Origin of the sequence: Streptomyces lasiicapitis, from assembly GCF_014646335.1 — a bacterium.
GTDB classification, from domain to species: Bacteria; Actinomycetota; Actinomycetes; order Streptomycetales; family Streptomycetaceae; genus Streptomyces; species Streptomyces lasiicapitis.
Map to the genome: position 1 here is coordinate 324,945 of NZ_BMNG01000005.1, position 23,619 is coordinate 348,563.

Below are 23,619 nucleotides of genomic sequence, written 5' to 3' on the forward strand. Positions count from 1 at the left end.
GCCCCACGGCCCGTCGCACGAACACGGCGACGGGCCGCCGAACGGCACATCACGCCGCCGAACGGCACATCACACAGCACGGCCCGCCGAGCACACGTACACGTACAAGCGCATGGACAGCAGTGGAGGAGCAGCTCACGACGAGCAACCCACGCGGAGCAGCTCACAAAGAGCAGCCCACGAGCTCGCTCACAGAATGAGCCGCCCCTCCACCACCTCCCGCGCCACCTCCAGCAGCTTCCGCTGCCGAGCCCGCGCGTGCCCCCGGAGTATCGCGAACGCCTCGTCCATGGAGAGCGACCGCTGGGCCGCGAGCACGCCCTTGGCCTGTTCGATGGTGAGCCGGCTGGTCAGCGCGTGCTCCAGCTGGCCGGCCAGGACGCGACTGCGGTCGAGTTCGCGGTCCCGCAGCAGCGCGATGGCCACGATGTCCGCGAGCGACTGCCCGAACACCAGCGCCTCCTCGGTGAGCGGCGCCTCCCCGCTGCCGAACAGCACCAGCACGCCGATGACCTCGTCGCGCCCGCGCAGCGGCCGCGCCGCGACCTCGGTGTAGCCGAGGGCGAGGGCACGCGACACATAGTGCGGCCAGCGCTGGCGGGCGACCTGGCTCCGCAGATCGGTCCTGGGCACCGGATTGCCGGTCCTGCGGCAGTAGGGGCCGGGCCCCTCACCACGGTTGAAGGCTTCACGGACCAGATCCCTGGCCCTCGGCTCGGACGCGTAGACCTCGCCGGACTCGGAACCCGCCGGGGCGAGCAGGACGCTGCAGGCGCGGGCACCGACGAGCTCCCTGCTGCGGACGGCGAGCGCCGTGAGCAGGACGGGGTGGTCGAGGGGCGCGCCGGAATTCCCCCCGGACAGTTCCACGAAGATCGATGCGAGACGTTGCCGTGGCGTCGTCATGAACGCCCTTCCGGAGTGAGTCTGAAGTCGCCGGACACGATTCCCCGCGCGAACGTCTCCAAGGGCATGCCGAGGGAGAACGCACGGGCCTTGACGAGCGCCAGCGCGTCGTCGACGCGTCTGCCGATGTGCACGGAGACCATGCCCGCCGCCTGCTGCACGACGTCCCGGTGGTCGGTCCCGCCGTACAACTCGGGGTCGGCGTCGGGGTCGAGGAGCACCGTGCGGGTCAGCGCCCCGACGATCTCCGCGAACGCCTGGGAGCCGACGAGCCCGGGACGCGGGTCGAACACCGCGAGCGCCCCCAGACAGACGTCCGAGACGTCCGGCGTGGACAGGGGTACGGCGGCCACCTCACGGACACCGAGCGCGGTGAGCGCCGGGCCGCAGCAGGGCCAGCGCTCCTCGAGCACCATGTGGGTGGCGACGACCGTGCGGCCGGTCGCGGTGGCGTCCCTGGTCGGGCCCTCGCCCAGGATGAACTCCAACTCCTGGGCGGCGCGCGCCACTTCGTCGGACGCGGCGACGGCGAGCTGACCCTGCCCGGAGTCGACGAGGGTGAGCGCCGCGCTGGGTGTGCCGCACGCCTCCGCGACTCCGGTCATGAACTGCGGCCGCGCGCCGCGCCCCTGCGCCCACCGCGTCATGCGGCGGGCGAAGCCCTCCTGGAGCTGCGCCGACGAGCGGTGGCAGGCGGCGGTCGTACGCAGCGCCGCGGCCAGGTCCTCGTGCAGTTCGCGCCCCGGCTCCCGCGCCCATTCGTCGTGCCGCCGAGCCGAGTCATCGGCACGCGACGCGCGCTCCCGCGCCGCCGCTGCGCGTTGCCACGCTGCGGCCGCCTGGTCGGCATAGCCGTCGCCCGGGGTCATGTCTGAAGCCTACGCCCGGGATTTCCGGCCCTGTGGGCGGTTCCAGGGCTTCTCACCACAAATTGGCCGGAAGGATCCGGCCCGCCAGGAGACGGATCAGGACGCTCCGCGTACGGATCTCGGCCGGATTCCGTACCGGAGCAGGTGCCCGGACTACCGCTCCCGTACGAGGGAAACCACGCCGACGCGCAGACTCCCCCGGTCGGGCAGTGGCCTGACGCGATCAGCCCTCGGACTCCCGCGCCTCATCCATGAGGAACACGACCCCGCCCTTGTGCCCGTCGAACGGCGAGCACACGATGTTGCACACGATGGGTCGGCCGATGCGGCTCACGGCCGACACCCCGACCTGTTCGGTGCGCTTGCCCGTTTCGAGGCACTTCTGGATGATCGGCCGCAGCTCGTCGGTGGGCAGCCCGAAGTCGAGCGCGAAGAAGGTCTGGTCCATGACCTCGTCGGCGCGCAGCCCCCACAGCTCGATCGCGCCGCGGTTCCAGCTCTTGACCTTCATGTCCGCGTCCAGGACGATCACGCCCGCCGCGACGCTGCTCATCACGCCCTCCAGGAAGGCGCGGGCCTCGTCCAGCTCCTCGGTGCGGATGCGCATCTCGTCGTTCATGGTCTCCAGTTCCTCGTTCCCGGACTGGAGTTCCTCGTTGGTGGTCTCCAACTCCTCGTTCGTGGACTGGAGTTCCTCGTTGGTCGTCTCCAGCTCCTCGATGCTGGACTGGAGTTCCTCGTTGGTCGTCTCCAGCTCCTCATTGGTGGACTGGAGCTCCTCGTACGCCGTCTCCAGGTCCTCGCGTACGCGCTTGACCTCGGCCTTGAGTTGGGTCAGGGCCGTGACGTCGGTGAACGTGATGATGGTGGCCGACGGCATGCCGTCGGTGCCGGACAGCGGCTGGATCGCGATGTCGTAGTACTGGATGTCCTCGCCCATACGGCGCTCCACACGGTTCACGCGCAGCGTCCTGCGCTCGTGCTTCACCTGTTCGATCAGTGAGCGCAGCTCGACGGGCCGGTACGAGATCTCCAGGTCCTGGAAGAGCCGCCCGCAGTCGCTCGCGGTGAGCCCGAACTGCACCCGTGCGTGGCTGTTGATGAGGACGACCGTGCCGTCGACGTCCACGGCGATGGCCGCCAGCGGAAGGGTGTCGAGCATCAGGTCGCGCAACTGCCGGTGACGTGCCACCGATCTCAGCTCCATGCCGCTGCCCGCCCTGATCTTCAGCGGCGCCGGCTGGTAGGGCGGCCCGGCGTCGCCCGGCTGCCGCCGGAAGACGCGCTGGCGCATGCTGACGACCTCGAAGCGCTCGGCGTCGTTCAGGAGCATCTCGGCCTTGCCGAGGAAGAGGAAGCCGCGCTCGCGCAGCGCGAAATGGAAGCGGTCGATGATCTGGGACTGCGCCTCGACGTTGAAGTACATCAACGTGTTGCGGCAGACCAGCAGGTCCAGCCGCGAGATGGGGGCGTCGCGGGTCACGTCGTGCCGCCCGAAGATGACCCGGCGCCGCATGTCGGGCCGGAAGCCGAACTGCACGCCGTTCTGCTCGAAGTACTTCTCGCGCAGCTCGGGCGGCAGGGCCTCCAGGTCCTTGGCGGTGTAGAGCGCGGCGCGGGCCTCGCGCAGCGCCTCCTCGTCGACGTCAGTGCCGTAGATCTTGACGCGCCTCAGGCACTCGTCGAGGCCCAGCGCCTCCGCGAACATGATCGCGAGGGAGTACGCCTCCTCGCCGCTGGAGCAGCCCGCGCTCCACACCCGGATCTCCTCCTCGGGACCGAGACCGGCGAGGAGATCGGGGACGACCTCGCGCTGCAGGAACGTCCAGGCGTCGGGGTCGCGGAAGATCGAGGTGACGTTGATCAGGATGGTGTTGAAGAGGGCGCCGAATTCCTCGGCGCTGGTCTCCAGGAGGTCGCGGTAGTCCGCGTACGACTGGATGTCGACGTCGGACATCCGCTTGCGGATGCGGCGGCCGAGCGAGGAGCGCTTGTAGCCGGTGAAGTCGAAGCCCCGGGCGTCCCGCAGAAATCGGAGGAGCTCCTCCAGCTCCTCGTCCGTCTCGGCGTCCCGCACTTCAGCCATCACTGCCTCTTGTCCTCGACGAGCCCGCGCACGAACGCGGCGATCTCCTCCAGGGGTAGCACGAAGTCCACTGCTCCCGTACCCACGGCTGCCGCGGGCATGCCCGTGAACTCCGCCGAGCGCGGGTCCTGCGCGATGACGGTGCCGCCGCGCGCCTTCACCGCGTCGACGCCCTTCGCGCCGTCCCTGCCCGTCCCCGTCAGGACGCAGGCGATGGCCTGCGGCCCGTACATGCCCGCCACCGACTCGAACAGCAGGTCGGCGGAGGGCCGCACGAAGTTCACGGGCTCGCTGGTGGACAGCGAAAGGAGGCCGTCCTGGCCCACCAGGAGATGCCGGTCGGGCGGCGCGACGTACACGGTTCCGGGCAGCGCCCACTCGCCGTGCTCCGCGAGCTTCACGGGCAGCGGGGTGCGCCGTGACAGCACCTCGGCGATGACCGTGCGATGGCGGGGGTCCAGATGCTGTACGAGGAGGACGGGCACGGAGAGGTGGGGTCCGAGGCCGCCGAGCAGCACGCCCAGGCCGTACACCCCGCCGGCCGAAGCGGCCACGGCCACGACCGAAAAGGTGCCCTCCGTGCCCTTCGCGTTCGCATCTGCCGACCGATCCGCCGACTGGTGAGCCGTCACACGGTCGAGCCTAGCGCGGGCGGGCGCCGCCGCAGTGGGCGCGACGGAGGCACAGGTGGGCGCGATGGCGCGTACCCACCGGGTGGCGACTCCCCCGGCGGGCGGCGCCCCGGGCCCCCGGCCGTACCCCATGCGGCCCAACCGGCCGTGCGCACCCGCACGGCCGGGGGTGTCCTTGCAGCTATGGGCTATGGCATAGACAGCCCGCGCGAAGCGGGCACCAGCGAAGCGGGCACCACCCGACGGAACGCGATCGGCCTGGCGGCGGGCTTCCTTGCCGGCGGGGCGCTGTCAGGAGCGATGGCCACACCCGCCGCGGCGGACGAGGACGACTGGGTCCAGGGCCGGGAGGCCTGGGCCACCGGCGAGGAGGCGCGGGACGCGCACGGGGACTGGTGCGTCGCGGACCTCGACGAGGAGTTCGAGGCGGACCTCGCCGCGGCGGACGCCATGTTCCCCGAGGAGGACAGCCGCGGACTCGGCGCGGCCGCGGCCCCCAAGGGCCGCTACACCCGGCCGCTGCGCCGCCGCTACCGCGTCACCTCGCGCTACGGCGTACGCGGCAACTGGGCCGCCGGCCACCACACCGGCATCGACCTCGGCGTGCCGAGCGGCACCCCCGTGTACGCCGTGACCAGCGGCGTCGTGGTCCTCGCGCGCTGGTCGGGGGCGTACGGCAAGGCGGTGACGGTGCGCATGGGGGACAGGCACTACGTGGTGTTCGGGCATCTCTCGCGGATCTCGGTGCGCCAGGGGCAGCGCATCCGCACCGGCGCCCGCATCGGCTACAGCGGCGCCACCGGACGTGCCACGGGCCCGCACCTCCATCTGGAGATACGGGCCCGGCGCGGCTACGGCTCGGACATCAACCCCGTCTCCTACCTGGCCAGGCGAGGGGTGCGGCTGGTGTAGCCGACTGGTCCGGGCCGCGCGCCGCGGGCTACTGGACGGCGGGCAGCAGGCCCGTGACGGGCGCCGCCAGGTCGGTGAGCTGGTGCAGCTGGTTGAGCTTGTTGAGCTGGTGGATGCCGCCGAGCTGCCCTGCGACGGTCGGCACCATGTGCCGCTGTTCGGCGGGCAGGCCGGACGTCTGCAGGTCGTCGATGGTGTCCAGGACCGAGAGGCTGGGCTTCGCCTGAGCATCGGTGGACGCGTGAGCGGCGGGCGCGGCCAGCGCCGCGGCACCGGCGGCGAGCGAGACGGCGGCCATGAGTCGGCGTGCTGATGTCATGGCCTGGAAAACGCCCCGGCCGCGGCGGAGGAAACGGCTCGCACGGCACTGTCACTCAGGAAGCCCACCGCGCGCGGCCCCGCCCGCCGTGACCTCGTGTCCGCGCGCGGCGTTAGAGGAACGCGGTCGTCCCGGCCGCATTCCCCCAGTCAAAGGAGAACGTGATGTCTCGCATCGCGAAGGTAGCCGCAGTCACGCTCGGCGCGGGTGCCGTCGTGTTCAGCGGCGCCGGCCTGGCCTCGGCGGACGCCGGCGCGGACGGCAAGGCCGTCGGCTCCCCCGGTGTGGTCTCGGGCAACCTGATCCAGGTCCCCGTCAACCTCGCGGCCAACGTCTGCGGCAACACCGTCGACGTCGTCGGCCTGCTGAACCCCACCTTCGGCAACAAGTGCGTCAACAAGGGCGGCCAGCACGGCTACGGAAGCTGACCCGCAGCGAGGCGAAGCCCCCGGCAGCTGCCGGGGGCTTTCCCCTGTGCGGACCCGCGACCCGCCGTCCGGCCCCGCGCCACCTGACGCAGCCGCCGCTACTCGGCGTACTTGTAGATCCCCTTGTGGCTGAGCATGTCCTGCGGCGTCGTCCGCCACGGCGGCATCGGCTGGCGCCGGGCCACGATGCGCTCGAACTGCGAATCGCCCAACTCCGGCGGCCGCGCCGGGAGATACGGGGCGGAGTCCGGCCGCAGCCGCTGCCACCGGGTCCACAGCAGGTCCACGAAGGCGTGGTGCAGCCAGAACACCGGGTCGTTCACGGACGCGCCGCCGAGCATGTGCCCGCCGACCCAGCGGTGCACCCGGTTGTGGTTGCGCCAGCGCTCGCTGCCGACGCCGGACGTCCAGCCCTCCAAGCGGTTGCGGAAGCCACGCGAGGAGGTGGAGTCCCAGGGCGACACGTCGTACACCGTCTCCGCCGTCGCCCACGCCACGTCCTGCCGGGTCGGCAGCTTCAGCGGGTCGCCGGGGCGGCCGAGAGCGCGGGTGAGGAAGTCCCCGTCGGTGACGCCCTCCTTGACGACCCAGCCGTTGCCCCGGGCGAACGGCCCGGTCGTGACCCGCCGGTCACCGCGCCGCCCGGTCCCGCCCATCAGGTCCTCGCCCCACAGCGAGGAGGCGGGCGTGCGGTCCTTCGTCCAGTCCCAGTACGGCACGGTGACGCCCTGGTCGACGCGGCGCAGCGCCCGCTCGAAGTCGAGCAGGAAGCGGCGGTGCCAGGGCAGGAAACTGGGGGTCATATGGGCGACGCGGAGCCGGTGTTCGCCGTCCGAGACGTAGTAGTCGATGTGCGTGCGCACGAATTCGTCGTACTCGCCGCTGCGTTTGATCTTCAGTACGGCGTCGACGAACCGGCGCCGCTCGGCGCGGCTCAGGCTGCTCTGGTTCTTTCGCGTGTACACCAAGGTCCGTGTCCGTCCGTTCTCCGGTCGTCCGTTCGCGGTGCGCCGTTCGCAGGGGGGTCGGGCGACGCTCAGTGGAGGCGGCCGCTCAGGGTCTGGTGCGTGCCGAGTTCGTCGACGGCGCCGCGGGCGGCGGCCAGCGGGGTCGCGTACGACTGGTAGTGGTCGACCATGCTCAGATAGCTGCCGTCGGCGCGGCGCATCAGGCCGAGCGGCTGCCCGTCGACGCTGACCCGCCAGCCCTCCGGGCCGTGCGCGCCGTCCCCGGTGACCGGCTCGCCCTGGATGCGGCGGCCCCGGTACGTCTCGTCGAAGTCGAGGGAGGGCCCGCCCGGCGCCCCCGGCTGCCCCTCTTCGTCGGCTTCGTCGGAACCGCGCAGCCCGCGGAAGGCGCCGACGGCGCCGAGGACGGCGGTGGCCGCGGCCGCGATCAGATGGCGGCGCGTCAGGCGGGGGACGGTGCGTGCGGACGGCACAGCGGCGATCTCCTCCATGCGTCGGATCGTTCCGCACGGAAGACCGCTCCGTACGTCGGAACCAAGGGAATTCACCCCATCCAGAAATCCCACCAGCGCGTCAGGATCAACATGCCGATGACCCCCGAATGCAGCACCGGAAGCACCCAGGTGAACTCGTTCATGAACACGCGCAGCCACGCGGGCGCGGGCAGGAATCCGTGGCGCACGTTGTGCGACGTCACGTACCAGAACATGAGCAGCGTGGCCGCCCACGCCAGACAGCACCACAGGCACAGCGCGTTGACGCGGTAGAGGGACTGGGCCTGCAGCCAGGCGCAGAACGCGACACCGAAGAGCGTGCCCGCGTTCAGCGTCAGCCAGTACCAGCGCGGGAAGCGCGCCCCGGCAAGGAGGCTCACGCCGACGCACACGACGACGGCGTACGCGACGAGCCCCAGCATCGGGTTGGGGAACCCGAACGCGGCGGCCTGCTCGCTCTTCATGACGCTGCCGCAGGCCACCACCGGGTTCATGCCGCACCCGGGGACGTAGTCGGGGTCCTGGAGCAGCTTGAACTTGTCGAGGGTGACGACCCAGGAGGCGAGCAGCCCCGCCGCCCCCGTAAGGACGAGCAGCAGGGCGAGCCCACGGCCGCTCCCGGCCGTCCGGGAGCGGCCTTGCGCGGGAGCGGTCGTGGACCCGGCGGCGGCCTCGGCGGCGGAGCCCTGCGCCGGTACGAGGCCCGCCGGTGCGACGGCGCGCATCAGCCGCGCAGCCTGCGCACGGGCAGCAGGCAGTGCGCCGCGTTCAGCATGGTCTCCTCGGAGCCCGCGAAGTCGCGCAGCGCGTCCTCGTCGACGGGGCTGCCGGGCTTGCCCTCGGGCCAGGCCCGGGTGGTGATCATGAAGTAGGCGTGGCCGCGCAGGTGCACGGCGGCGAGCCACTCCGGCGGGACGACGCACTGCGCCTTCACGAGGGGCATGTTCACCACGGCCTGCTCGGCCTCGACGAGGAGGCCGACGGGCAGGGAGGGGTTGCGGGCGCCGTCGAGGACGGGGCCGCCGATGGGCAGTGCCGCGTCGCGCAGCAGGGTGCGCATGGCCTCGGCCGTGGCCTCCGGGCCGCCTTCGGTGTCGCCCAGGGAGTAGGCCAGCAGGAAGGCCATGTCCTTCTCGTCCTCCGGGTGTTCGCCGCTCCAGGCGAGGACGGCGAGGGTGCCGAGGTCGGTCACGCGGAAAGTGCGCTGTTCGTTGGAGGTTGAGGTCATGGGCTGCACGCTATAGACGCCCGGGGGCCGTCCGAACGGCTTTGTCACCTGTCTGGCGGATCCCGGACGCGGCACCACACTTTGGGGGCACGCGGGCCGCGCGCTTGACGCGGCCGTTCGGCTGCGGCTGTTCGGCTGCGGCTGTCCGAGGGCGCCGAAGGGCCGGTCCGGCGGCCAAGCGCAGGAACCGGCCCTTTCGCCTCCGGTCGCGGAGGCGTCCCCGAGGGTGCGTCAGTCGTTGACGGCGGTGTTGCCGAACGCCGGGTTCAGCAGGCCGACCAGGTTGGCCGAGTTGCCGCTGAGGTTGATCGGGACGGCCACGGGGACCTGGATGAGGTTGCCCGAGACGACGCCCGGGGAGTGCACGGCCGCACCCTCGGCGCTGGCGCCGTCGTGTCCGCTGGCGAAAGCCGCACCGGAAGCGGCACCGGCGGCGAGACCGGCGGCGGCGACGACGAACGCGGCCTTCTTGGCATTCTTCATGATCAAAACCTTTCCTTGGGTTTACTCCAGCCTATGGACATGAATGCGGAAAACATCGCAATAACACGCCCAGGCGGCCCCATTCCCCGTTCGGGCCAATACAGCGCCGGGTCAAGCGAATTGAGGAACCTACTTCGCGAGCGGAAGTCCGCCGAGCAGCTTCGTGGGGCCGCCGCCGGCGTTCACGCCTTCGGCCGCGTCCGTGACGGTGTTGACGACGGAGTCCTTGTTCTCGGTGTCCAGCATGTTCGTGCTCACCGGCTTGGTGTCGAGAGCGGACTGCCCGAGAACGGTCTCCAGGCCGCCGTTCAGGCTGGTGGGCGTCAGGCCGTTCGCGAAAGCGGGGGTGGCGGCACCGGCAACGGCGATGGACCCGGCCAGGACAGCGGCAGCCTTGAGGGACTTCATCGTGTTCCTTTCTTCGGCGACATCGGTCGCCCAGGAGGGCACCGTTCAGGCAGTGATTGCCTGTCGTCTCTGTTCACTACGCCTAACGAGCGCAGGACGGTACGGAAACCCCTGGCAAGGAAACTTCCCCGGCCCGCACGGATGAAAGCGGGCCCGCAATTCTCATATCAACAGGCCTATTTTCGGGCGGGGTTGACGACGCCACCCGCCGTCCCGGGGTACGGGAGCGGCGGGTGGCGTCGGTGGTGCGGGGGCCCGGCCTCAGACCGGAAGCTTGGGCAGCGGAAGACCGTCGGTCGGCAGCTTGGGCAGCGCGGGCAGGCCCGGCAGGTTCGGCACCGGCAGACCGCCGCCGAGGACGGTGGCGACGACGACGTTGACCAGACCGGTGACGACCGCGGTCGCCGCCGGGAGGACTGCCGCGACGTCACCCCCGGTGGCGGCCTTGAGGAGGGTGTCGACCGCCTTCTGCAACGCGGCCAGGGCGTCGCCCTTGATGTCCATCGGCGCCTGCGCGGCCGGCGCGCCGCCCAGGGGGAGCTGGGGCGTCGCCGGGAGCTGCGGGGTCGCGGGGAGCTCGGCGCCCTTGGGTGCCGCCGCCGTGACCTTCGCGATCGCGTCCTTGACGGCGTCGCCGAGCTTCGTGGCGTCCGCCGCGGGCAGCTGGCCGTTGTCCGCCTTCAGGACGGTGTCGAGCAGATCGGTGACCGGCTTGAGGACACCGCCGATGTCGCCGAGCGTCTTCACCTGTGCCAGCAGCGCGTCGGCGCCGGGAACGGGTGCCTGCGGCGCGGCGGCCGCCGCCACTTCGCGCGCGGTGTCGTCCTGGGCCGCGGCGTAGACGGGCCCCGCGGTGCCGAGCAGCAGCGCCGAGCACAGGACGGATGTCGCGATACGCCGTACGGGCAGAGCTCGCATAAGTCAGTTTCCCTTCGGTGATGCGTCGGATCCTGTGATCACCGTCTAAACGGGACCAGCTTTCCGCAACCGAGCGATCACGTGACGTCACCGCCCCGCATCGGCTGAAACGGCATCAGCGCAGGTGAGAAGGAAGCCGGGTGGGCGCCCGATGCCCGCGGCGGGCAACGTCCATCCGGAGTAGCCGTACGCGGCCACGCGCCGCAAACGGCGGCGCGCACGGAAACGGCGGCCGCCCCCGATCCGGGGACGGCCGCCGCTGTGCCGACTCTGCGTCGGACGACCTGCGTCAGACGAACTGCGTCAGTCGTTGGCGCACTGGTTGCCGAACGCCGGGTTCAGCAGGCCGATGACGTTGATGCTGTTGCCGCACACGTTGACGGGAACGTGCACCGGCACCTGGATGGCGTTGCCGGAGATGACACCGGGGGAGTGGGCGGCCGCACCCTGGGCGCCGGCGTCGGCGGCGGCGACACCGGCGCCACCGGCCACGGCGGCGGCGGCGACGGCGGTCAGGGCGAAGGCCTTGCTGGTACGGGACATGGAGTTCTGCTCCTTGGTCTGATGATGCGGAAGCCGTGCGTGATGCCCGGTGTGGGGATCAACTGGGTTCCCCGACGGGTGGTTGTGCGCCCAGATGAGTGATGTATCCCTTGCGGATCGGCCACACGCTTCACCAATCCGACACACGCCGCCAAGTAGGCAGAAACTCACGCAATAAACGCTACTGTTGCGCTTCCTTCTGAGTCTATTTGCGTCATAGGTACTCAGATGCACACATCACTCATTCATCAGTCATCCCATGCAACTAATGCGACAGACCTTTCCCGCTGTGGTTCGGAAACTCCCCACAGCTGTGGTTCAGCACCAGCACTCTTCACACCGTGGAAGGCCAGTGCCGTCATGCGTCATCTTCTGGGCCCGCGTCGTGTGCTCGTCGCCCTGCTCTCCCTCACCGGCTGCCTCGCGCTGAACGGCACCGGCGCCGCCACTCCCGGACCCGCCCCCGGCGGTGAGCGGGACCGTATCGCCTTCGCGCAGCGCTACCACGCGGTCCAGCACGGCGGGCTCGTGCGGGCCGCCAACTCGGCCGTCACCTGCCGCCGTCCGGCGGACCGGCCCGTGTCCCGGCCCGCGCCGCGCGCGGTCGGGTCCTGCGCGGACGTGCGGCGCGGCGGGGCCGGCGCGAACCACGACTTCGAGATGTTCTACACGGACATCGACACCGACCCGAACACCTACAACTCCACGGCGGGCGAGGTGCGGCTGCCCGCCGGGTCCAAGGTGTCGTACGCACGCCTCTACTGGGGCGGCAACCTCAGGGCCGGGGAGCAGAAGCCGCCCAAGGACAACGGCCGGGTGCTGCTCGCCGAGCCCGGCGGGCGCTACCGGGCCGTCCTCGCCGACTCCCTGGCGGCCCACCGCGTCGGCGGCGGCGCGGACGTGTTCCAGGCGTCCGCCGACGTGACCGGCGTGGTCCGCACCTCCGGTGCCGGGCTGTACACGGTCGCGCAGGTCAACGTGGCCAAGGGGCACTCCAAGTCCGGTACGTGGGGCGGCTGGACGCTGGTCGTGGCGTACGAGAACGCCGCGCACCCGCTGCGTTCGATCGCCGTCTGGGACGGCTTCGGCTCCCTCGGCGGGCCCGGGACCAACCGGCCCTTCCCGCGCGCCGTGCACACCGTCCGCATGAAGGGCGTGCCTGTGGCGCCCGGCGCCGACGGGATCGCCGGGTTCGTGGCGTACGACGGCGACCGGGGGCTGAGGGGCGACTCGGTCCACGTCTCCGCGGGCCGCGGCAGGCCCGTCCCCCTCTCGGACCGCGCCAACCCCGCCGACGACGTACTGAACTCGACCGTCAGCGGGCCGGGCGCACCGGCCCGCCGGAAACCGGCGTACGCCAACACCCTGGGCTACGACTCCGACGTGCTGCGCCTCGGCGACCGACTGCGCGGGCAGCGCGGGGAGCTGACGGTGCGGATGTCCGCGGGGCGGGACGCGGCTTGGACGGGTGTGGTGTTCGCGGCGGTGGATGTGCGGGGGCGGTAGGGGGGCGTGTGCGGCGGCTTCGGCAGTGCTGGGTCCCGCGGTCCTGCCCCCGCCCCCCCCCCGATCCCGTCGGCCTGTCCCCCGTCGTCCTGGTCCAAGGAACTCAAGGAGTCGTGCGTGCACCTGCCTTCGAATTCCTCGCCCGCGCCGCGGGTCCTGCACGTCAGCCAGCCCGTCGACGGGGGTGTGGCGCGCGTCGTCACCGACCTGGTCGGGGCGCAGCGCGCGGCGGGCATGGACGTGCATCTGGCCTGCCCGGACGGCGGGACCCTGGCCCGGTCGGCGGCGCCCGTCCCCGTCCACTCGTGGGCGGCTGCCCGCTCCCCCGGGCCCGGACTGCGGTCCGAGGTACGCGACCTCGCGCGGGTCGTGGACGCCGTTCGGCCGACCCTCGTGCACGCGCACAGCGCCAAGGCCGGGCTCGCCGCCCGGGTGGCCGTGCGGGGCCGCGTTCCGACCGTGTTCCAGCCGCACGCCTGGTCGTTCGAGGCGGTCGACGGCAGCGTCGCGCTGCTCGCCCGCACGTGGGAGCGGCACGCGGCGCGCTGGACGGCGCGGACCCTGTGCGTCAGCGAGGCGGAGCGGGACACAGGGCGCCGCGCGGGCATCGCCGGGTCGTGTTCGGTCGTGCCGAACGGCATCGACCCGGAGCGCTTCGTGCCGGCCGACGCGCGTGCGGCCCGGGTCCGCCTCCTGCCCCCGGACCTGTCCGCCGACGCGCCTCTCGTGGTGTGCGTCGGCCGCCTGTGCAGGCAGAAGGGGCAGGACGTGCTGCTCCGCGCGTGGGCGGAGGTGGTCGCGGGGCTGCCCGGGGCGCGGCTCGTCCTGGTCGGCGACGGGCCCGACGCGGACGCGCTGCGGGAGCGGGCGCGGGGGCTCGGGCCGGTGGCCTCGGCATCCGTCACGTTCGCGGGGGCGGCGGACGACGCGGCGCCCTGGTACCAGGCGGCCGACGTGGTCGTACTGCCGTCCCGCTGGGAGGGCATGGCGCTCGCGCCCCTGGAGGCCATGGCCTGCGCGCGGACCGTACTCCTCACCGACGTGGACGGCGCCCGCGAGAGCCTGCCGGTCGCGCACCACGCCCACGCCCTGGTCCCGCCCGAGGACCCGGCCGCGCTGGCCGGGGCCCTGACCGCCCTCCTCCGCGACCCGCCCCTGCGCGACTGCCTCGGCGGCCGGGGGCGCGCGCATGTCCTGGACCACCACGACGTACGCCGCACGGCGGCCGCGGTCGAAGCGGTGTACCGCGAACTTCTGGGCACGGCGCCCACCGAGCACAGGGAGTGCAGGACCACGTGAGCGCGGAACGTACCGTCACTTCTTCGGCCGGGGAGCCACGGCAGGACGCGTCGTGGGACGGGGAGCCGCGGCCCCAGCCGGACGAGTCGCCTCGCGGCGAGGCGCGGCGGGACGAGGCGGCTTCCGCGCAGCCTCGGGGGAATGGGGCGTCGGGCGCTCAGTCCGGGCGGGACGGGGAGGCTTCCGCACAGGACGGGGCGTCGGCCGCGCAGCCTCGGCGGGGCGGGGCATCAGCCGTGCAACCACGGCGGGACGAACCGACAGCCGCGCCGCAGCAGGACGAGCCAACGCCCGGACAGTCACGGCAGGATGAGCCGTCCCTCGCACAACCACGGCAACACAAGTCACCGTCAACGCCGCCACAGCACAGCGAGACCGCGCCCGGACAGCCCCCGCAGGACGAGCCGTCCCTCGCACAACCACGGCAACACAAGTCACCGTCAACGCCCCCGCAGCAGGACGAACCGTCGCTGGCGCAAGCTCGGCAGGACAAGGCGACGGCCACACCGCCCCGGCAAGGTGAGTCGACGTCCAAGCAGCCGCAGCCGAGCCGGCGGCCGCGCAACGGGCGGCTTGTCGTCGCGCCCCGTGGTGTGGCGGGTGGTCGCGTCGGGCTTCGCGGTCGGCCGCCCGCGCGGCGACGTCACCTGGTCCTCGCCCTGGTCGCCGTCGACGCCCTCGCCGCCGTGACCGCCGCCCTGTTGCTCCCCGGGCCGCACCGCTCCCCTGTGCTGACGGCCCTGCTCCTCGTCGCCGTCCTCGCCCTCAACGTCCAGGGCCGGTTGTACGAGGACACCCTCGCGCCCTACCTGCTCGACGAACTGCCCGCGTTCAGCGGCCGGATCGCCCTCGCCTGGTGCGTGGCCGCCGTCCTCCTCCCCGCCCTCGCCCCGGCCGCCGCGCCCCCGCTCACCCCTCTGCTCACCGCGGCCGCCCTCCACGGCGTACTCGGTGCCGGCGGTCGCGCCCTGGTGCACTGGCACCGGCGGGCGGTCGTGCGGCGCAGGCCCCGGCCGGTCCTCGTGCTCGGCCACGGCGGGCAGGCCCGGAGCGTGGCGGCGGCGCTGCTGCGACGGCCTCGGTGCGGGCTGCGGCCGGTGGGCGTGGTGGGAGAGCCCGCCGACGAGTACGCGTACGAGTGGGGTGGCGGGGGCGGGGCGGAGCGGCGGGTGGGGGCCCAGGCCGAGGAGTGGGCCGGTGTCGGGGCGGAGGAGTGGGCCGGGGCGGGGGCGGAACGGCTTGCGGGGGCCGGGGCCGAACACCTGGCAGCCATCGCGACCGAGCACCGCACGAGCACCGCAACTGAGCACCGCACAACCACCGCGACCGAGCGACGTACGAACGCCGAAACCGACCAGTGGGCCTCCGACGCCGAGCCATGGGCCCAGGCCGAGGCCGAACAGCGCACCGGGGCCCAGCCCGAACAGCGCACCGGCGTCGACACCAAACCGCGCCCCAGCGCCGAAAGCGATCCGCACCCCAGCGGCCCCGGCCCAGCCCACAGCCCCGGCACCGGCACCGGCACCGGCGTCAGCCCCAGCCCCGCCCCCGACCTCCCCCTCCTCACCACCCAAGACGAACTCCACCGAGCCGTGATCCAGAACGACGTCCGAACCGTCCTCCTCCTCGCGGGACGCGACGTCGCCCACGACGACCGGCTGGCCGTGCTGCGGGGGAGCGGGTGTGAGTTGTGGGAGCTCGACCCGGGAGGGTCGGCGGGTGTGCCGGTGGGGCGGGGGCGGCGGCCGGTGTACGTGGCCGGGTTCCGGTGTCAGGCGCTGGTGGGCGCCCACCAGGAGCGGCGTACCAGCGCGGGCAAGCGCGCCCTCGACATCGCCGTGTCGGGCGCCCTCCTGCTGCCGGCCGGACCCGTACTGCTGGCCTGCGCCCTCGTCCTGCGCGCCACGGAAGGGCCGGGCGTCGTCTTCCGGCAGGAACGCGTCGGCAAGGACGGCCACCCCTTCACCGTCCTGAAGTTCCGTACCCACCGCCCCGCCGACTCCCAGGAGTCCGCCACCCGCTGGAGCGTCGCGGACGAGCAGCGCATCAGCCCGTTCTGCCGCTTCCTGCGCAGCACCTCGCTGGACGAGCTGCCGCAGCTCTGGAACGTCCTGCGCGGCGACATGAGCCTGGTCGGCCCGCGGCCCGAACGGCCCTTCTTCGTCGAGCGGTTCAGCCGCCACTACCCGCACTACGCCCAGCGCCACCGCGTACCGACCGGCATCACCGGGCTCGCCCAGATCCACGGCCTGCGCGGGGACACCTCCATCGAGGACCGGTGCCGCTTCGACAACGCGTACATCGACAGCTGGTCGCTCTGGCAGGACGTGTGCATCCTGCTGCGCACCGTCGGGTGCCTGCTGCGCCGCACGGGGAGCTGAGGTTCGTGGATCACGCGCCCGCGTATGCGAGAGCCCAACCCCTGGGCGGGCTCGGCCAGTTGGCGCCCGTCCTCCCCGTCGTCCTCCTGGTCGCCCTCCTCGCCCTGCCCGTCCCGGCCGAAGCCGGTGAGGGCGGCGGCACCGGCTCCCCCGCCGACGCCTTCTCCGCCCTCGTCGTCGGCCTCGCCCTCCTCCACGTCGTACGCACCGCCCGCCGCCCCCTCACCCGCCGCGCCGCCGTGATCCTCGGCCTCCCGGTCGTCGGCATCACCGCTGCGGCCTGCGCCTCCGCCTCTGCGGCCACCGGGCTCGCCGGGGCCGCGCGCTACCTCCAGGTCTTCGTCCTGGTACCGGCCGCCGTCCTCGTCCTGATCCGCGACGCCCGTCAATTCCGGGTGCTGGCCTGGGCGTTCGTCGGGCTCGCGCTGTTCCAGGGCGCGCTCGGCGTGCACCAGAACCTCACCGGGACCGGGGCCTCGTACATGGGCGAGGACATCCGGGCCGTGGGCACGTTCGGGCCGACGGACGTGATGGGGATGGCGACGGTCGTGTCGTACGGCTTCGTCGCCGCGCTCGCCCTCGCCTTCCGGCCGGACGCGCCCCGGCAGCGGGCCGCCGCGCTGACCTGCGCGGGTCTCCTTACGGTGCCGCTGGCGCTGTCCTTCAGCCGGGGCGCGTGGATCGCCACGGCCGCGGCCTGCGCGGTGGTGCTGCTGCTCGCGGGCGTGCGCCGCGCGCTGCGGGCCGCGCTCGCCGCGGCGGCCGCCGCCGTGGTCCTCGTGGCCGGGCTCGGCATGGGCTCGCAGCTGCTCCAGGAACGGCTCAGCAGCATCACCCAGGTCACGGACGCCCCCGACCAGTCCGTCACCGACCGGTACGCGATGTGGGCCGCGTCCGTCGACATGTGGCGGGACCGCCCGGTGACCGGCGTCGGCCTCAAGGGCTTCCCCGAACACCGCGACAGCCACGCCTCCTTGGCCCTGTCCTCCGGCAGCGACACCGCGGGCGCGGGCGCCGAGTTCCGCCGCCAGCCGCTGCTCTCCCCGCACAACATGTACCTGCTCATCCTCAGCGAACAGGGCCTCCTCGGCCTGCTCACGCTCGCGGGCGGGTGGCTCGCGCTCCTTGTGTGCGCGGTGCGGGGGTGGGCCCGCGTGCGGCGGCCGGGCCGCCGCCCGTCCGGCGCCGGGGAACTGGACTGTGCCCTCGCCGCCTGCGGACTGCTCGTCTGGCAGTTGGTCGACTTCATGTACGCCGACATCGGCGGCCCGTCCACGGTGCTCACGGCGGTGGCGCTCGGGGGGTGCGCCTGGTGGGGGCTGCGGCCTCGGGATTCGTACGAGGAGTGCGAGACGTACGAGACGCATGCGGCGTACGAGGCCTGTGAGACGTACGACGTGGGCGCGCCGAACGTCACCGCGGGGGCGCGATGACGATCCTGCCCGGCACCAAGGCGGAACCCCCACCCGCAGCACCCGTGGAACCGGCCCCCGGGCCGACCCCGCCCGCCGACCCCGGCAACGCCTTCCTCGCCAAGGCCGCCGTCGTCACCGCCGTGCTGACCGTCGCCGGGTCCCTCCTCGGGCTCGTGCGCGACCAGGTGCTCGCGCACTTCTTCGGGGCCGGGAGCGACACCGACGCGTTCCTGGTGGCGTGGACCGTGCCGGAGATGGCGGCGACGCTGCTCATCGAGGACGGGCTCGCCTTCTTCCTGGTACCGGCGTTCAGCCTGGCCCTCGCGCGGCGCGCGGCGGGGGCGGGGCCCGATCCGGTGCGTGCCCTGGTCGCCGCGTCGCTGCCCAGGATGGCCCTGTGCTTCGTGGCCGCGGGCCTCGTCCTCATCGCCGCCGCCCCGCTCCTGGTCGCCGCGCTCGCGCCGGGACTTCCGGACCCGGGGCTCGCCGTGGACTGCACCCGGCTCACCGCCACCTGCACGCTGACGTTCGGCCTGGCCGGCTACTGCAGTGCCGCGCTCCGCGCGCATCAGCGCTTCGTGGCACCCGCGTCCGTGTACGTCGTCTACAACGCCGCCATCATCGCCGCCCTGGTCCTGCTCGCCGCGCCGTTCGGGGTGCGGGCGGCGGCGGTGGGTGTCGCGCTCGGCGGGGCGTGCATGGTCGTGGTGCAGGCGCCGTCGCTGTGGCGGCAGTTGCGGCGCGGGGAGCCGGGTCTCGCGGCCTCGCTCCCGACGCGTACGGAGGACGGAGCTGCCGCCGCGCGGCTGCGGACGGCCGTGATCTGGACCGTGCTGCTCTTCGCGCTGTGCCGGCAGTCGCAGGTGCTGATCGAGCGGTTCCTCGCGTCGTCGCTGCCCGCAGGGGCGATCTCGCATCTGAACTACGCGCAGAAGGTCGCGCAGATGCCGATGGTGCTTTCCCTGATGCTGTGCACGGTCACCTTTCCGGTGGTGGCGCGGGCGCTTGCCGAGGGCCGCACGGAGCAGGCGCGCGACCGCGTCGAGCGGGACCTCGTGCTCGCCGGGTGCGTGGTGCTGTGCGGCGCGGCGGCGATCGTCGCGTGCGCGCCCGCGCTGGTCCAACTTCTCTTCCAGCGGGGCGCGTTCACCGGTGCGGACACCGCGACGACGGCCGGTGTGATGCGGGTGTACGCGCTCGGCCTGCTCGGGCACACCCTGGTGGGCGCGCTGGCCCGCGCGCACTTCTCCGTCGGCCGGACCACCTGGGCGCCGCTGGCCGCGATGGCCGTCGGCATCGTCGCGACGGCCGGGCTCGGCTTCCTGACCGTGGGCACCTGGGGCGTGTACGGCATCGCGGGCGCCAACGCGGCGGGGATCTGCGTGACCGCGCTGCTCCTGCTGCACGCGCTCGGGCCGCGCGCCGTGCCGCTGCGTACCCGTGCCGTCGGCGGCCAGTTGGCCCGGCTCGGGCTGGCGGCGGCGGGGTCGGCGGCGCTGGGCGCGTGGTGCGTGCGCCACGTCGAGCCGCCCGCGTTGGCCGTCCTGGCGGGCGGGCTCGTGGTGGGGGTGTCGTTCGTGGCCATCGGGTGGGGAGTGGGGGCGAAGCCGTGCGGGGGCGCGGTGGGGTGGTGCGGGGGTGTGGTGCGGCGGGGCGGACCCCTGCCGCGCGCCGTCGCCGTACGCCTCCGCGCCGTCCGCTCCACCACACGAAAGCGACGCCATGACGGTTGATTCCACGCGGCCCGACGAGGCCACGGCAAGCATGGCCGGCCCAGCCGGTACGGCCACCACACTGCCCTGGATCGCGATGTACCACTCCATCGCCGACCCCGCCCAAGACCCGTACCACATCACCGTCTCCCCCGACCGCCTCGACGCCCAGTTGGCCTGGCTGCGCCGACGGGGCCTGCGCGGAGTCTCCATGGAGCGGCTCCTGGATGCCTGCGGACGCGGGCGGGGCCGCGGTCTCGTGGGGCTGACCTTCGACGACGGGTACGCGGACTTCCTCACGCACGCCGTACCCCTGCTGCGCCACCACGACTGCACCGCCACCGTCTTCGTACTGCCCGGACGCCTCGGCGGCGACAACGCCTGGGACCCGCTCGGCCCCCGCAAGCCCCTCCTCGACGCCGACGGCGTGCGGCGGGCCGCCGGGCACGACATGGAGGTCGCCTCGCACGGCCTGACCCACGTCGACCTCACCCGGGCCGACGACTCCACCCTGCGCCGCGAAGTCGCGTACAGCCGGGCCGCGTTGGCCGACCTGACCGGACGCGACGTACGCGGATTCTGCTACCCGTACGGCCACGCGGACCCGCGCGTCCTCGACGCCGTGCGCGCCGCCGGATACACGTACGCCTGCGCCATCGCCCCAGGCCAACTCACCGGCCCCCTCGCCCTGCCCCGCATCCACATCGGGCAGAACGACACGGCCTGGCGGCTGACCCTGAAACAGGCCACCAACCGGTCGCGCGGCCGCACCCTGCGCCCGGAACACGCCCCGCTCCCGGCGGCGGTGACCGCGTGAGGGTCCTGCACATCATCACCGGGCTCGGCATGGGCGGCGCCGAGCAGCAACTGCGCCTGCTGCTCCGCCACGTGCCCGCCACCTGCGACGTCCTCACCCTCACCAACGCGGGCACCGTCGCCCGCGGCATCACCGCCGACGGCACCCGCGTCACCGACCTCGGCATGGCCGGCAACCGCGACCTCGCCGTCCTGCCCCGCCTGGTCCGGCAGATCCGCGCGGGCCGCTACGACGTCGTCCACACCCACCTCTACCGCGCCTGCCTGTACGGCCGGATCGCCGCGCGCCTCGCCGGGGTGCGCGCGGTCGTGGCCACCGAACACTCCCTGGGCGACTCGCAGTTGGAGGGCCGCCCGCTGACCTCCGGCGTCCGGGCCCTGTACCTCGCCGGGGAGCGGCTCGGCCGCGTCACCGTCGCCGTCTCCCCGGCCGTCGGCGCCCGCCTGAACCGGTGGGGCGTGCCGTGGCAGCGCATCCGCGTGGTGCCCAACGGCATCGACGCCGACCGCTTCCGCTTCGACCCGGCCGCCCGCGCGGCGGCCCGCGCCCAGCTCGGCCTGCCCGAGGACGCGTTCGTCATCGGCGGCGTCGGCCGCCTCACCGAGGGCAAGCGCTTCGACGTACTCCTGCGGGCCGCTGCCCAACTCCCGCCCGACGTACGGGTTCTCCTGGTGGGGACCGGGCCGCAGGAGCCGGAGCTGCGGCGCCTGGCCGGGCGCCTCGGGATCGCCGAGCGGGTGCGGTTCGCGGGGGAGACGGCGCACGAGGACGGGGGTGTCGGGAGCGACGGGGGAGACGGGCGCCTCGTCGGCGACGGCAACGCCGACCGGTCCTGCCGGGCCGCCGCCCACCTGCCCTCCCTGCTCGCCGCCATGGACACCCTCGCCTCGCCCTCTCCGGAGGAGGCCTTCGGGCTCGCGCTGGTGGAGGGCCTGGCCTGCGGGCTGCCCGTCCTGTACGCGTCCTGCCCCGCCATCGAGGGACTGCCCCGGGGCGAGCGCACCAACTCCGCGTACTGCGCGAGCGACCCCGACTCCTTCGCGCAGGTCCTGTACGGCCTGCGTCAGTCAGGACCCTCGCCGCACCGCACGGCACCGGCCGCGGTGCGGCACTACAGCATCACCCGCAGCGCCGGTCGGCTCATGGACGTGTACGCGTCCGTGCTCTCCGGCCCGAACCAGGAGGTGACCCCCCGATGAGCGCCCCTTCGAGCGCCCCCTCACCCACCAAGTCCGGCTCTCCGTCCGGCTCTTCGCCCAGCTCTTCGCCCGGTCCTTCGACGCCTTCCGACGGCGGTACGTCCACGTCCAGTGGTACGCCGAGTGCGCCCGGTACGCCGAGCGCCCCCGAAAGCCGCCTTCCGCGCCCCCTGCACCCCCTGCGCCCCTTCCTCACGCGCCTCACCCCCCTCCCCCGACCACCCCGCTGGTCCCTCCTCCCCGCCTGCGCCGCCCTCGGCGCCCTCGCGGGCGGGGCGTACGGGCTGCTGCAGACGCCGGAGTACACCGCCACGAGCTACGTCGTCGCCGTGCCGCAGGCCAAGAGCGACCCCGCCACGGCCCTGGGCTTCGCGCAGGCGTACGGCAGGGTCGCCACGCAGCTCGCGGTGCTCGGCGACGCGCAGGTCGCCGCGCGGGTGTCGCCCGCCGAGCTGCAGGACCGTGTGAAGGTGGCGACGTCCCCCGACGCCCCGATGATCTCCGTCGCCGCCTCGGCCACCCGCCCCGACGAGGCCGCGACCCTCGCGAACGCGGTCGCCCGCGCGCTGACCACGAGCGCCAACCACACCAAGAGCAGCACCCAGGTCAAGCTCCTGCCGTTCTCCCGCGCCGTCGCGCCCACCGCCCCCTCCTCGCTCTCCACACCGGTGAGCGCGCTGGTAGGCCTGTGCGCGGGCGGACTGCTCGGCGGCCTCGCGCTCCTGGTGCGCCCCCGCGCGGGAGCCCGCCCCGCACGCTCCGGTACGCCCGGTACGCCCGACGCACCCGGTGCCGCCGTGCCGGGCCCCGCACCCGCCGAGGTCCGGAGCGGCGCATGACCCCCACCGCCAGACTCGGCACCGGGAACACCGGAAACACCGGAAACACCAGACGCACCGGACACACCGGACACACCGGCCACCGCACAGGACGCCGCCTCGGCCTCCGCGTCGGACTCTGCGTCGACGAGGCCGAGTTCGAGTCCCTCGCCGGGCCGTGGCGACGGCTGTACCAGTCGTGCCCCGAGGCGACGCCGTTCCAGAGCCACGCGTGGCTGACCTCGTGGTGGCGGTCGTACGGCAGGCCGGGGCGGCTGCGGGTGCTGCTGGTGCGCGACGGCGGCGAGCTGATCGCGGCGGCACCGCTGATGCGGGTGCACGGACCCGTGCCCGCGCTGCGGCCGCTCGGCGGCGCGATCTCGGACTTCGCCGACGTGCTGCTCGGCGCCGGGCACCGCGAGCACGCGGCGGACGCCCTGACCGAGGGCCTGCGCGGCCTCGCCCGCACCGCCCTGATCGACCTCCGCGAGGTGCGTCCCGGCGGCTGCGCGGAGAGCGTGTACGAGCGGTGGCGCGGCCCGCGCCGCGAACTCGCCGACTCCCGCTGCCTGGAACTGCCCCCGCTGCCCGTCGACGAACTCCTCAAGCGGCTGCCCACCACGACCGCCCAGCGCGCCCGCGCCAAGCTGCGCAAGCTGACCGCGGCCGGGGTACGGAGCCGTGTCGTACCGGCCGACGAGGTGGAGGCGTCCGTCGGCACCCTGCTGCGCCTTCACCAACTCCAGTGGCAGGGCAGGAAGGTGACCTCCGAGCATCTGCGGCCGCGGTTCCGCGAGCACCTGCTGCGTTCGGTGCGGCCGATGGTCGCGGCGGGCGACGCGGTGGTGACGGAGTTCCACGTCGAAGGCGAGGTGCTCGCCGCCGACGTGACGCTGCTGTCCCCGCGCTTCGCCGGCGGCTACCTCTACGGCGCCCATCCACAGCTGCGGGAGCGCAAGGTGGACGTCGCCACGATGCTCCTCGACGCCTGCACCCGGCACACCTCGGGCGAGCACCCCCGCACCCTGAGCCTCCTGCGCGGCGACGAACCGTACAAACACCACTGGCGCCCCGACCCGGTCACCAACCGCCGCTTCCTCCTTGCCCGCACGCACACGGCCCCGCTCCTTGCGGCAGCGGCGGGCGAGGCGGCGGCACGGGGGTGGGCGCGGCGGGTGCGCCAGGAACGCCACGAACGAGCCGAACGAACCGAACGAACCGAACGGCAGGAGCGGGCCGGCGGAGCCAAGTCGTGACCCCGCCGCCCGAGTCCCCGCC

At 73.4% G+C, this 23,619-nt stretch carries 24 protein-coding genes; 11 read left to right on the forward strand and 13 right to left on the reverse strand.

Translation table 11 applies throughout. The features are described 5' to 3' along the window. Positions 1–189: 189 nt before the first annotated feature. From IEY91_RS13095 to IEY91_RS13110, 4 genes are all read right to left on the reverse strand, one after another. Complete coding sequence (locus IEY91_RS13095) at positions 190–906, reverse strand: ANTAR domain-containing protein (RefSeq protein WP_189174068.1); 717 nt, start codon at positions 904–906, stop codon at positions 190–192. Further along, positions 903–1,775, reverse strand: coding sequence for a GAF domain-containing protein (locus tag IEY91_RS13100; RefSeq protein WP_189174069.1), 873 nt, complete (start codon positions 1,773–1,775; stop codon positions 903–905). The genes IEY91_RS13095 and IEY91_RS13100 overlap by 4 nt, the downstream gene beginning before the upstream one ends. A gap of 223 nt (positions 1,776–1,998) precedes the next feature. Then, positions 1,999–3,861 carry a CheR family methyltransferase gene (locus IEY91_RS13105; protein WP_189174070.1) on the reverse strand — a complete coding sequence of 621 codons (1,863 nt, stop codon included), beginning with the start codon at positions 3,859–3,861 and terminating at the stop codon, positions 1,999–2,001. After that, complete coding sequence (locus IEY91_RS13110; protein ID WP_229696919.1) at positions 3,861–4,421, reverse strand: chemotaxis protein CheB; 561 nt, start codon at positions 4,419–4,421, stop codon at positions 3,861–3,863. Before IEY91_RS13110 ends, IEY91_RS13105 begins: the two co-directional genes overlap by 1 nt. 255 nt (positions 4,422–4,676) lie before the next feature. Between IEY91_RS13110 and IEY91_RS13115 the strand changes: the two genes are divergently transcribed. Further along, positions 4,677–5,405 (forward strand): M23 family metallopeptidase, encoded by a 729-nt coding sequence (locus IEY91_RS13115; protein WP_229696920.1) that lies wholly within the window; start codon positions 4,677–4,679, stop codon positions 5,403–5,405. A gap of 28 nt (positions 5,406–5,433) precedes the next feature. Here IEY91_RS13115 and IEY91_RS13120 read toward each other — a convergent pair whose 3' ends face one another. Then, positions 5,434–5,724, reverse strand: coding sequence for a hypothetical protein (locus IEY91_RS13120; protein WP_164322888.1), 291 nt, complete (start codon positions 5,722–5,724; stop codon positions 5,434–5,436). 164 nt (positions 5,725–5,888) lie between these two features. On the opposite strand from IEY91_RS13120, the gene IEY91_RS13125 reads away from it, so the two are divergent. After that, positions 5,889–6,152 carry a chaplin gene (locus IEY91_RS13125; protein WP_189174072.1) on the forward strand — a complete coding sequence of 88 codons (264 nt, stop codon included), beginning with the start codon at positions 5,889–5,891 and terminating at the stop codon, positions 6,150–6,152. Positions 6,153–6,250: 98 nt separating this feature from the next. Here the strand turns inward: IEY91_RS13125 and IEY91_RS13130 are convergent, their stop codons facing one another. The 8 genes from IEY91_RS13130 to IEY91_RS13165 form a co-directional block, all read right to left on the reverse strand. Then, positions 6,251–7,120, reverse strand: coding sequence for a tyrosinase family protein (locus tag IEY91_RS13130; RefSeq protein WP_189174073.1), 870 nt, complete (start codon positions 7,118–7,120; stop codon positions 6,251–6,253). A gap of 68 nt (positions 7,121–7,188) precedes the next feature. Then, complete coding sequence (locus tag IEY91_RS13135) at positions 7,189–7,611, reverse strand: tyrosinase family oxidase copper chaperone (protein ID WP_189174074.1); 423 nt, start codon at positions 7,609–7,611, stop codon at positions 7,189–7,191. A gap of 53 nt (positions 7,612–7,664) precedes the next feature. Further along, complete coding sequence (locus IEY91_RS13140) at positions 7,665–8,339, reverse strand: vitamin K epoxide reductase family protein (RefSeq protein WP_189174075.1); 675 nt, start codon at positions 8,337–8,339, stop codon at positions 7,665–7,667. Then, positions 8,339–8,842 (reverse strand): DUF5949 family protein, encoded by a 504-nt coding sequence (locus IEY91_RS13145; protein WP_164322899.1) that lies wholly within the window; start codon positions 8,840–8,842, stop codon positions 8,339–8,341. Before IEY91_RS13145 ends, IEY91_RS13140 begins: the two co-directional genes overlap by 1 nt. Positions 8,843–9,073: 231 nt before the next feature. Continuing rightward, positions 9,074–9,325, reverse strand: a complete 252-nt coding sequence (locus IEY91_RS13150; protein WP_189174076.1) for a chaplin — start codon at positions 9,323–9,325, stop codon at positions 9,074–9,076. 129 nt (positions 9,326–9,454) lie between these two features. After that, complete coding sequence (locus IEY91_RS13155; RefSeq protein WP_164322903.1) at positions 9,455–9,733, reverse strand: hypothetical protein; 279 nt, start codon at positions 9,731–9,733, stop codon at positions 9,455–9,457. 261 nt (positions 9,734–9,994) lie between these two features. Next, the gene (locus IEY91_RS13160; protein WP_189174077.1) at positions 9,995–10,651 is read right to left on the reverse strand and encodes a hypothetical protein; all 657 of its coding nucleotides are present in this window, start codon (positions 10,649–10,651) and stop codon (positions 9,995–9,997) included. Positions 10,652–10,954: 303 nt separating this feature from the next. Then, complete coding sequence (locus IEY91_RS13165; protein WP_164322907.1) at positions 10,955–11,194, reverse strand: chaplin; 240 nt, start codon at positions 11,192–11,194, stop codon at positions 10,955–10,957. Positions 11,195–11,554: 360 nt separating this feature from the next. Between IEY91_RS13165 and IEY91_RS13170 the strand changes: the two genes are divergently transcribed. The 9 genes from IEY91_RS13170 (at position 11,555) to IEY91_RS13210 (ending at position 23,597) form a co-directional block, all read left to right on the forward strand. Then, positions 11,555–12,700 (forward strand): DUF3344 domain-containing protein, encoded by a 1,146-nt coding sequence (locus IEY91_RS13170; protein ID WP_189174078.1) that lies wholly within the window; start codon positions 11,555–11,557, stop codon positions 12,698–12,700. Positions 12,701–12,817: 117 nt separating this feature from the next. Continuing rightward, entirely contained in the window at positions 12,818–13,999 is a 1,182-nt protein-coding gene (locus IEY91_RS13175) for a glycosyltransferase (protein ID WP_189174079.1), read from the forward strand. Between the two features lie 593 nt (positions 14,000–14,592). Beyond that, a complete protein-coding gene (locus IEY91_RS41795) occupies positions 14,593–16,380 on the forward strand; it encodes a sugar transferase (protein WP_229696921.1) in 1,788 nt (595 codons plus the stop codon). A 5-nt stretch (positions 16,381–16,385) separates the two neighbouring features. Then, on the forward strand, positions 16,386–17,813 hold the full coding sequence (locus tag IEY91_RS13185; RefSeq protein ID WP_229696922.1) for an O-antigen ligase family protein: 1,428 nt from the start codon (positions 16,386–16,388) through the stop codon (positions 17,811–17,813). After that, entirely contained in the window at positions 17,810–19,528 is a 1,719-nt protein-coding gene (locus IEY91_RS13190) for a lipid II flippase MurJ (protein ID WP_189174080.1), read from the forward strand. The genes IEY91_RS13185 and IEY91_RS13190 overlap by 4 nt, the downstream gene beginning before the upstream one ends. Then, positions 19,518–20,324: a polysaccharide deacetylase family protein gene (locus IEY91_RS13195; protein WP_373287935.1), complete on the forward strand. Its 807-nt coding sequence runs from the start codon at positions 19,518–19,520 to the stop codon at positions 20,322–20,324. The genes IEY91_RS13190 and IEY91_RS13195 overlap by 11 nt, the downstream gene beginning before the upstream one ends. Beyond that, complete coding sequence (locus tag IEY91_RS13200) at positions 20,321–21,523, forward strand: glycosyltransferase (protein ID WP_189174081.1); 1,203 nt, start codon at positions 20,321–20,323, stop codon at positions 21,521–21,523. The genes IEY91_RS13195 and IEY91_RS13200 overlap by 4 nt, the downstream gene beginning before the upstream one ends. Next, positions 21,520–22,362, forward strand: coding sequence for a YveK family protein (locus IEY91_RS13205; protein WP_306309894.1), 843 nt, complete (start codon positions 21,520–21,522; stop codon positions 22,360–22,362). Before IEY91_RS13200 ends, IEY91_RS13205 begins: the two co-directional genes overlap by 4 nt. Beyond that, entirely contained in the window at positions 22,359–23,597 is a 1,239-nt protein-coding gene (locus IEY91_RS13210; protein WP_189174082.1) for a GNAT family N-acetyltransferase, read from the forward strand. The genes IEY91_RS13205 and IEY91_RS13210 overlap by 4 nt, the downstream gene beginning before the upstream one ends. The last annotated feature ends 22 nt before the right edge of the window (positions 23,598–23,619 follow it).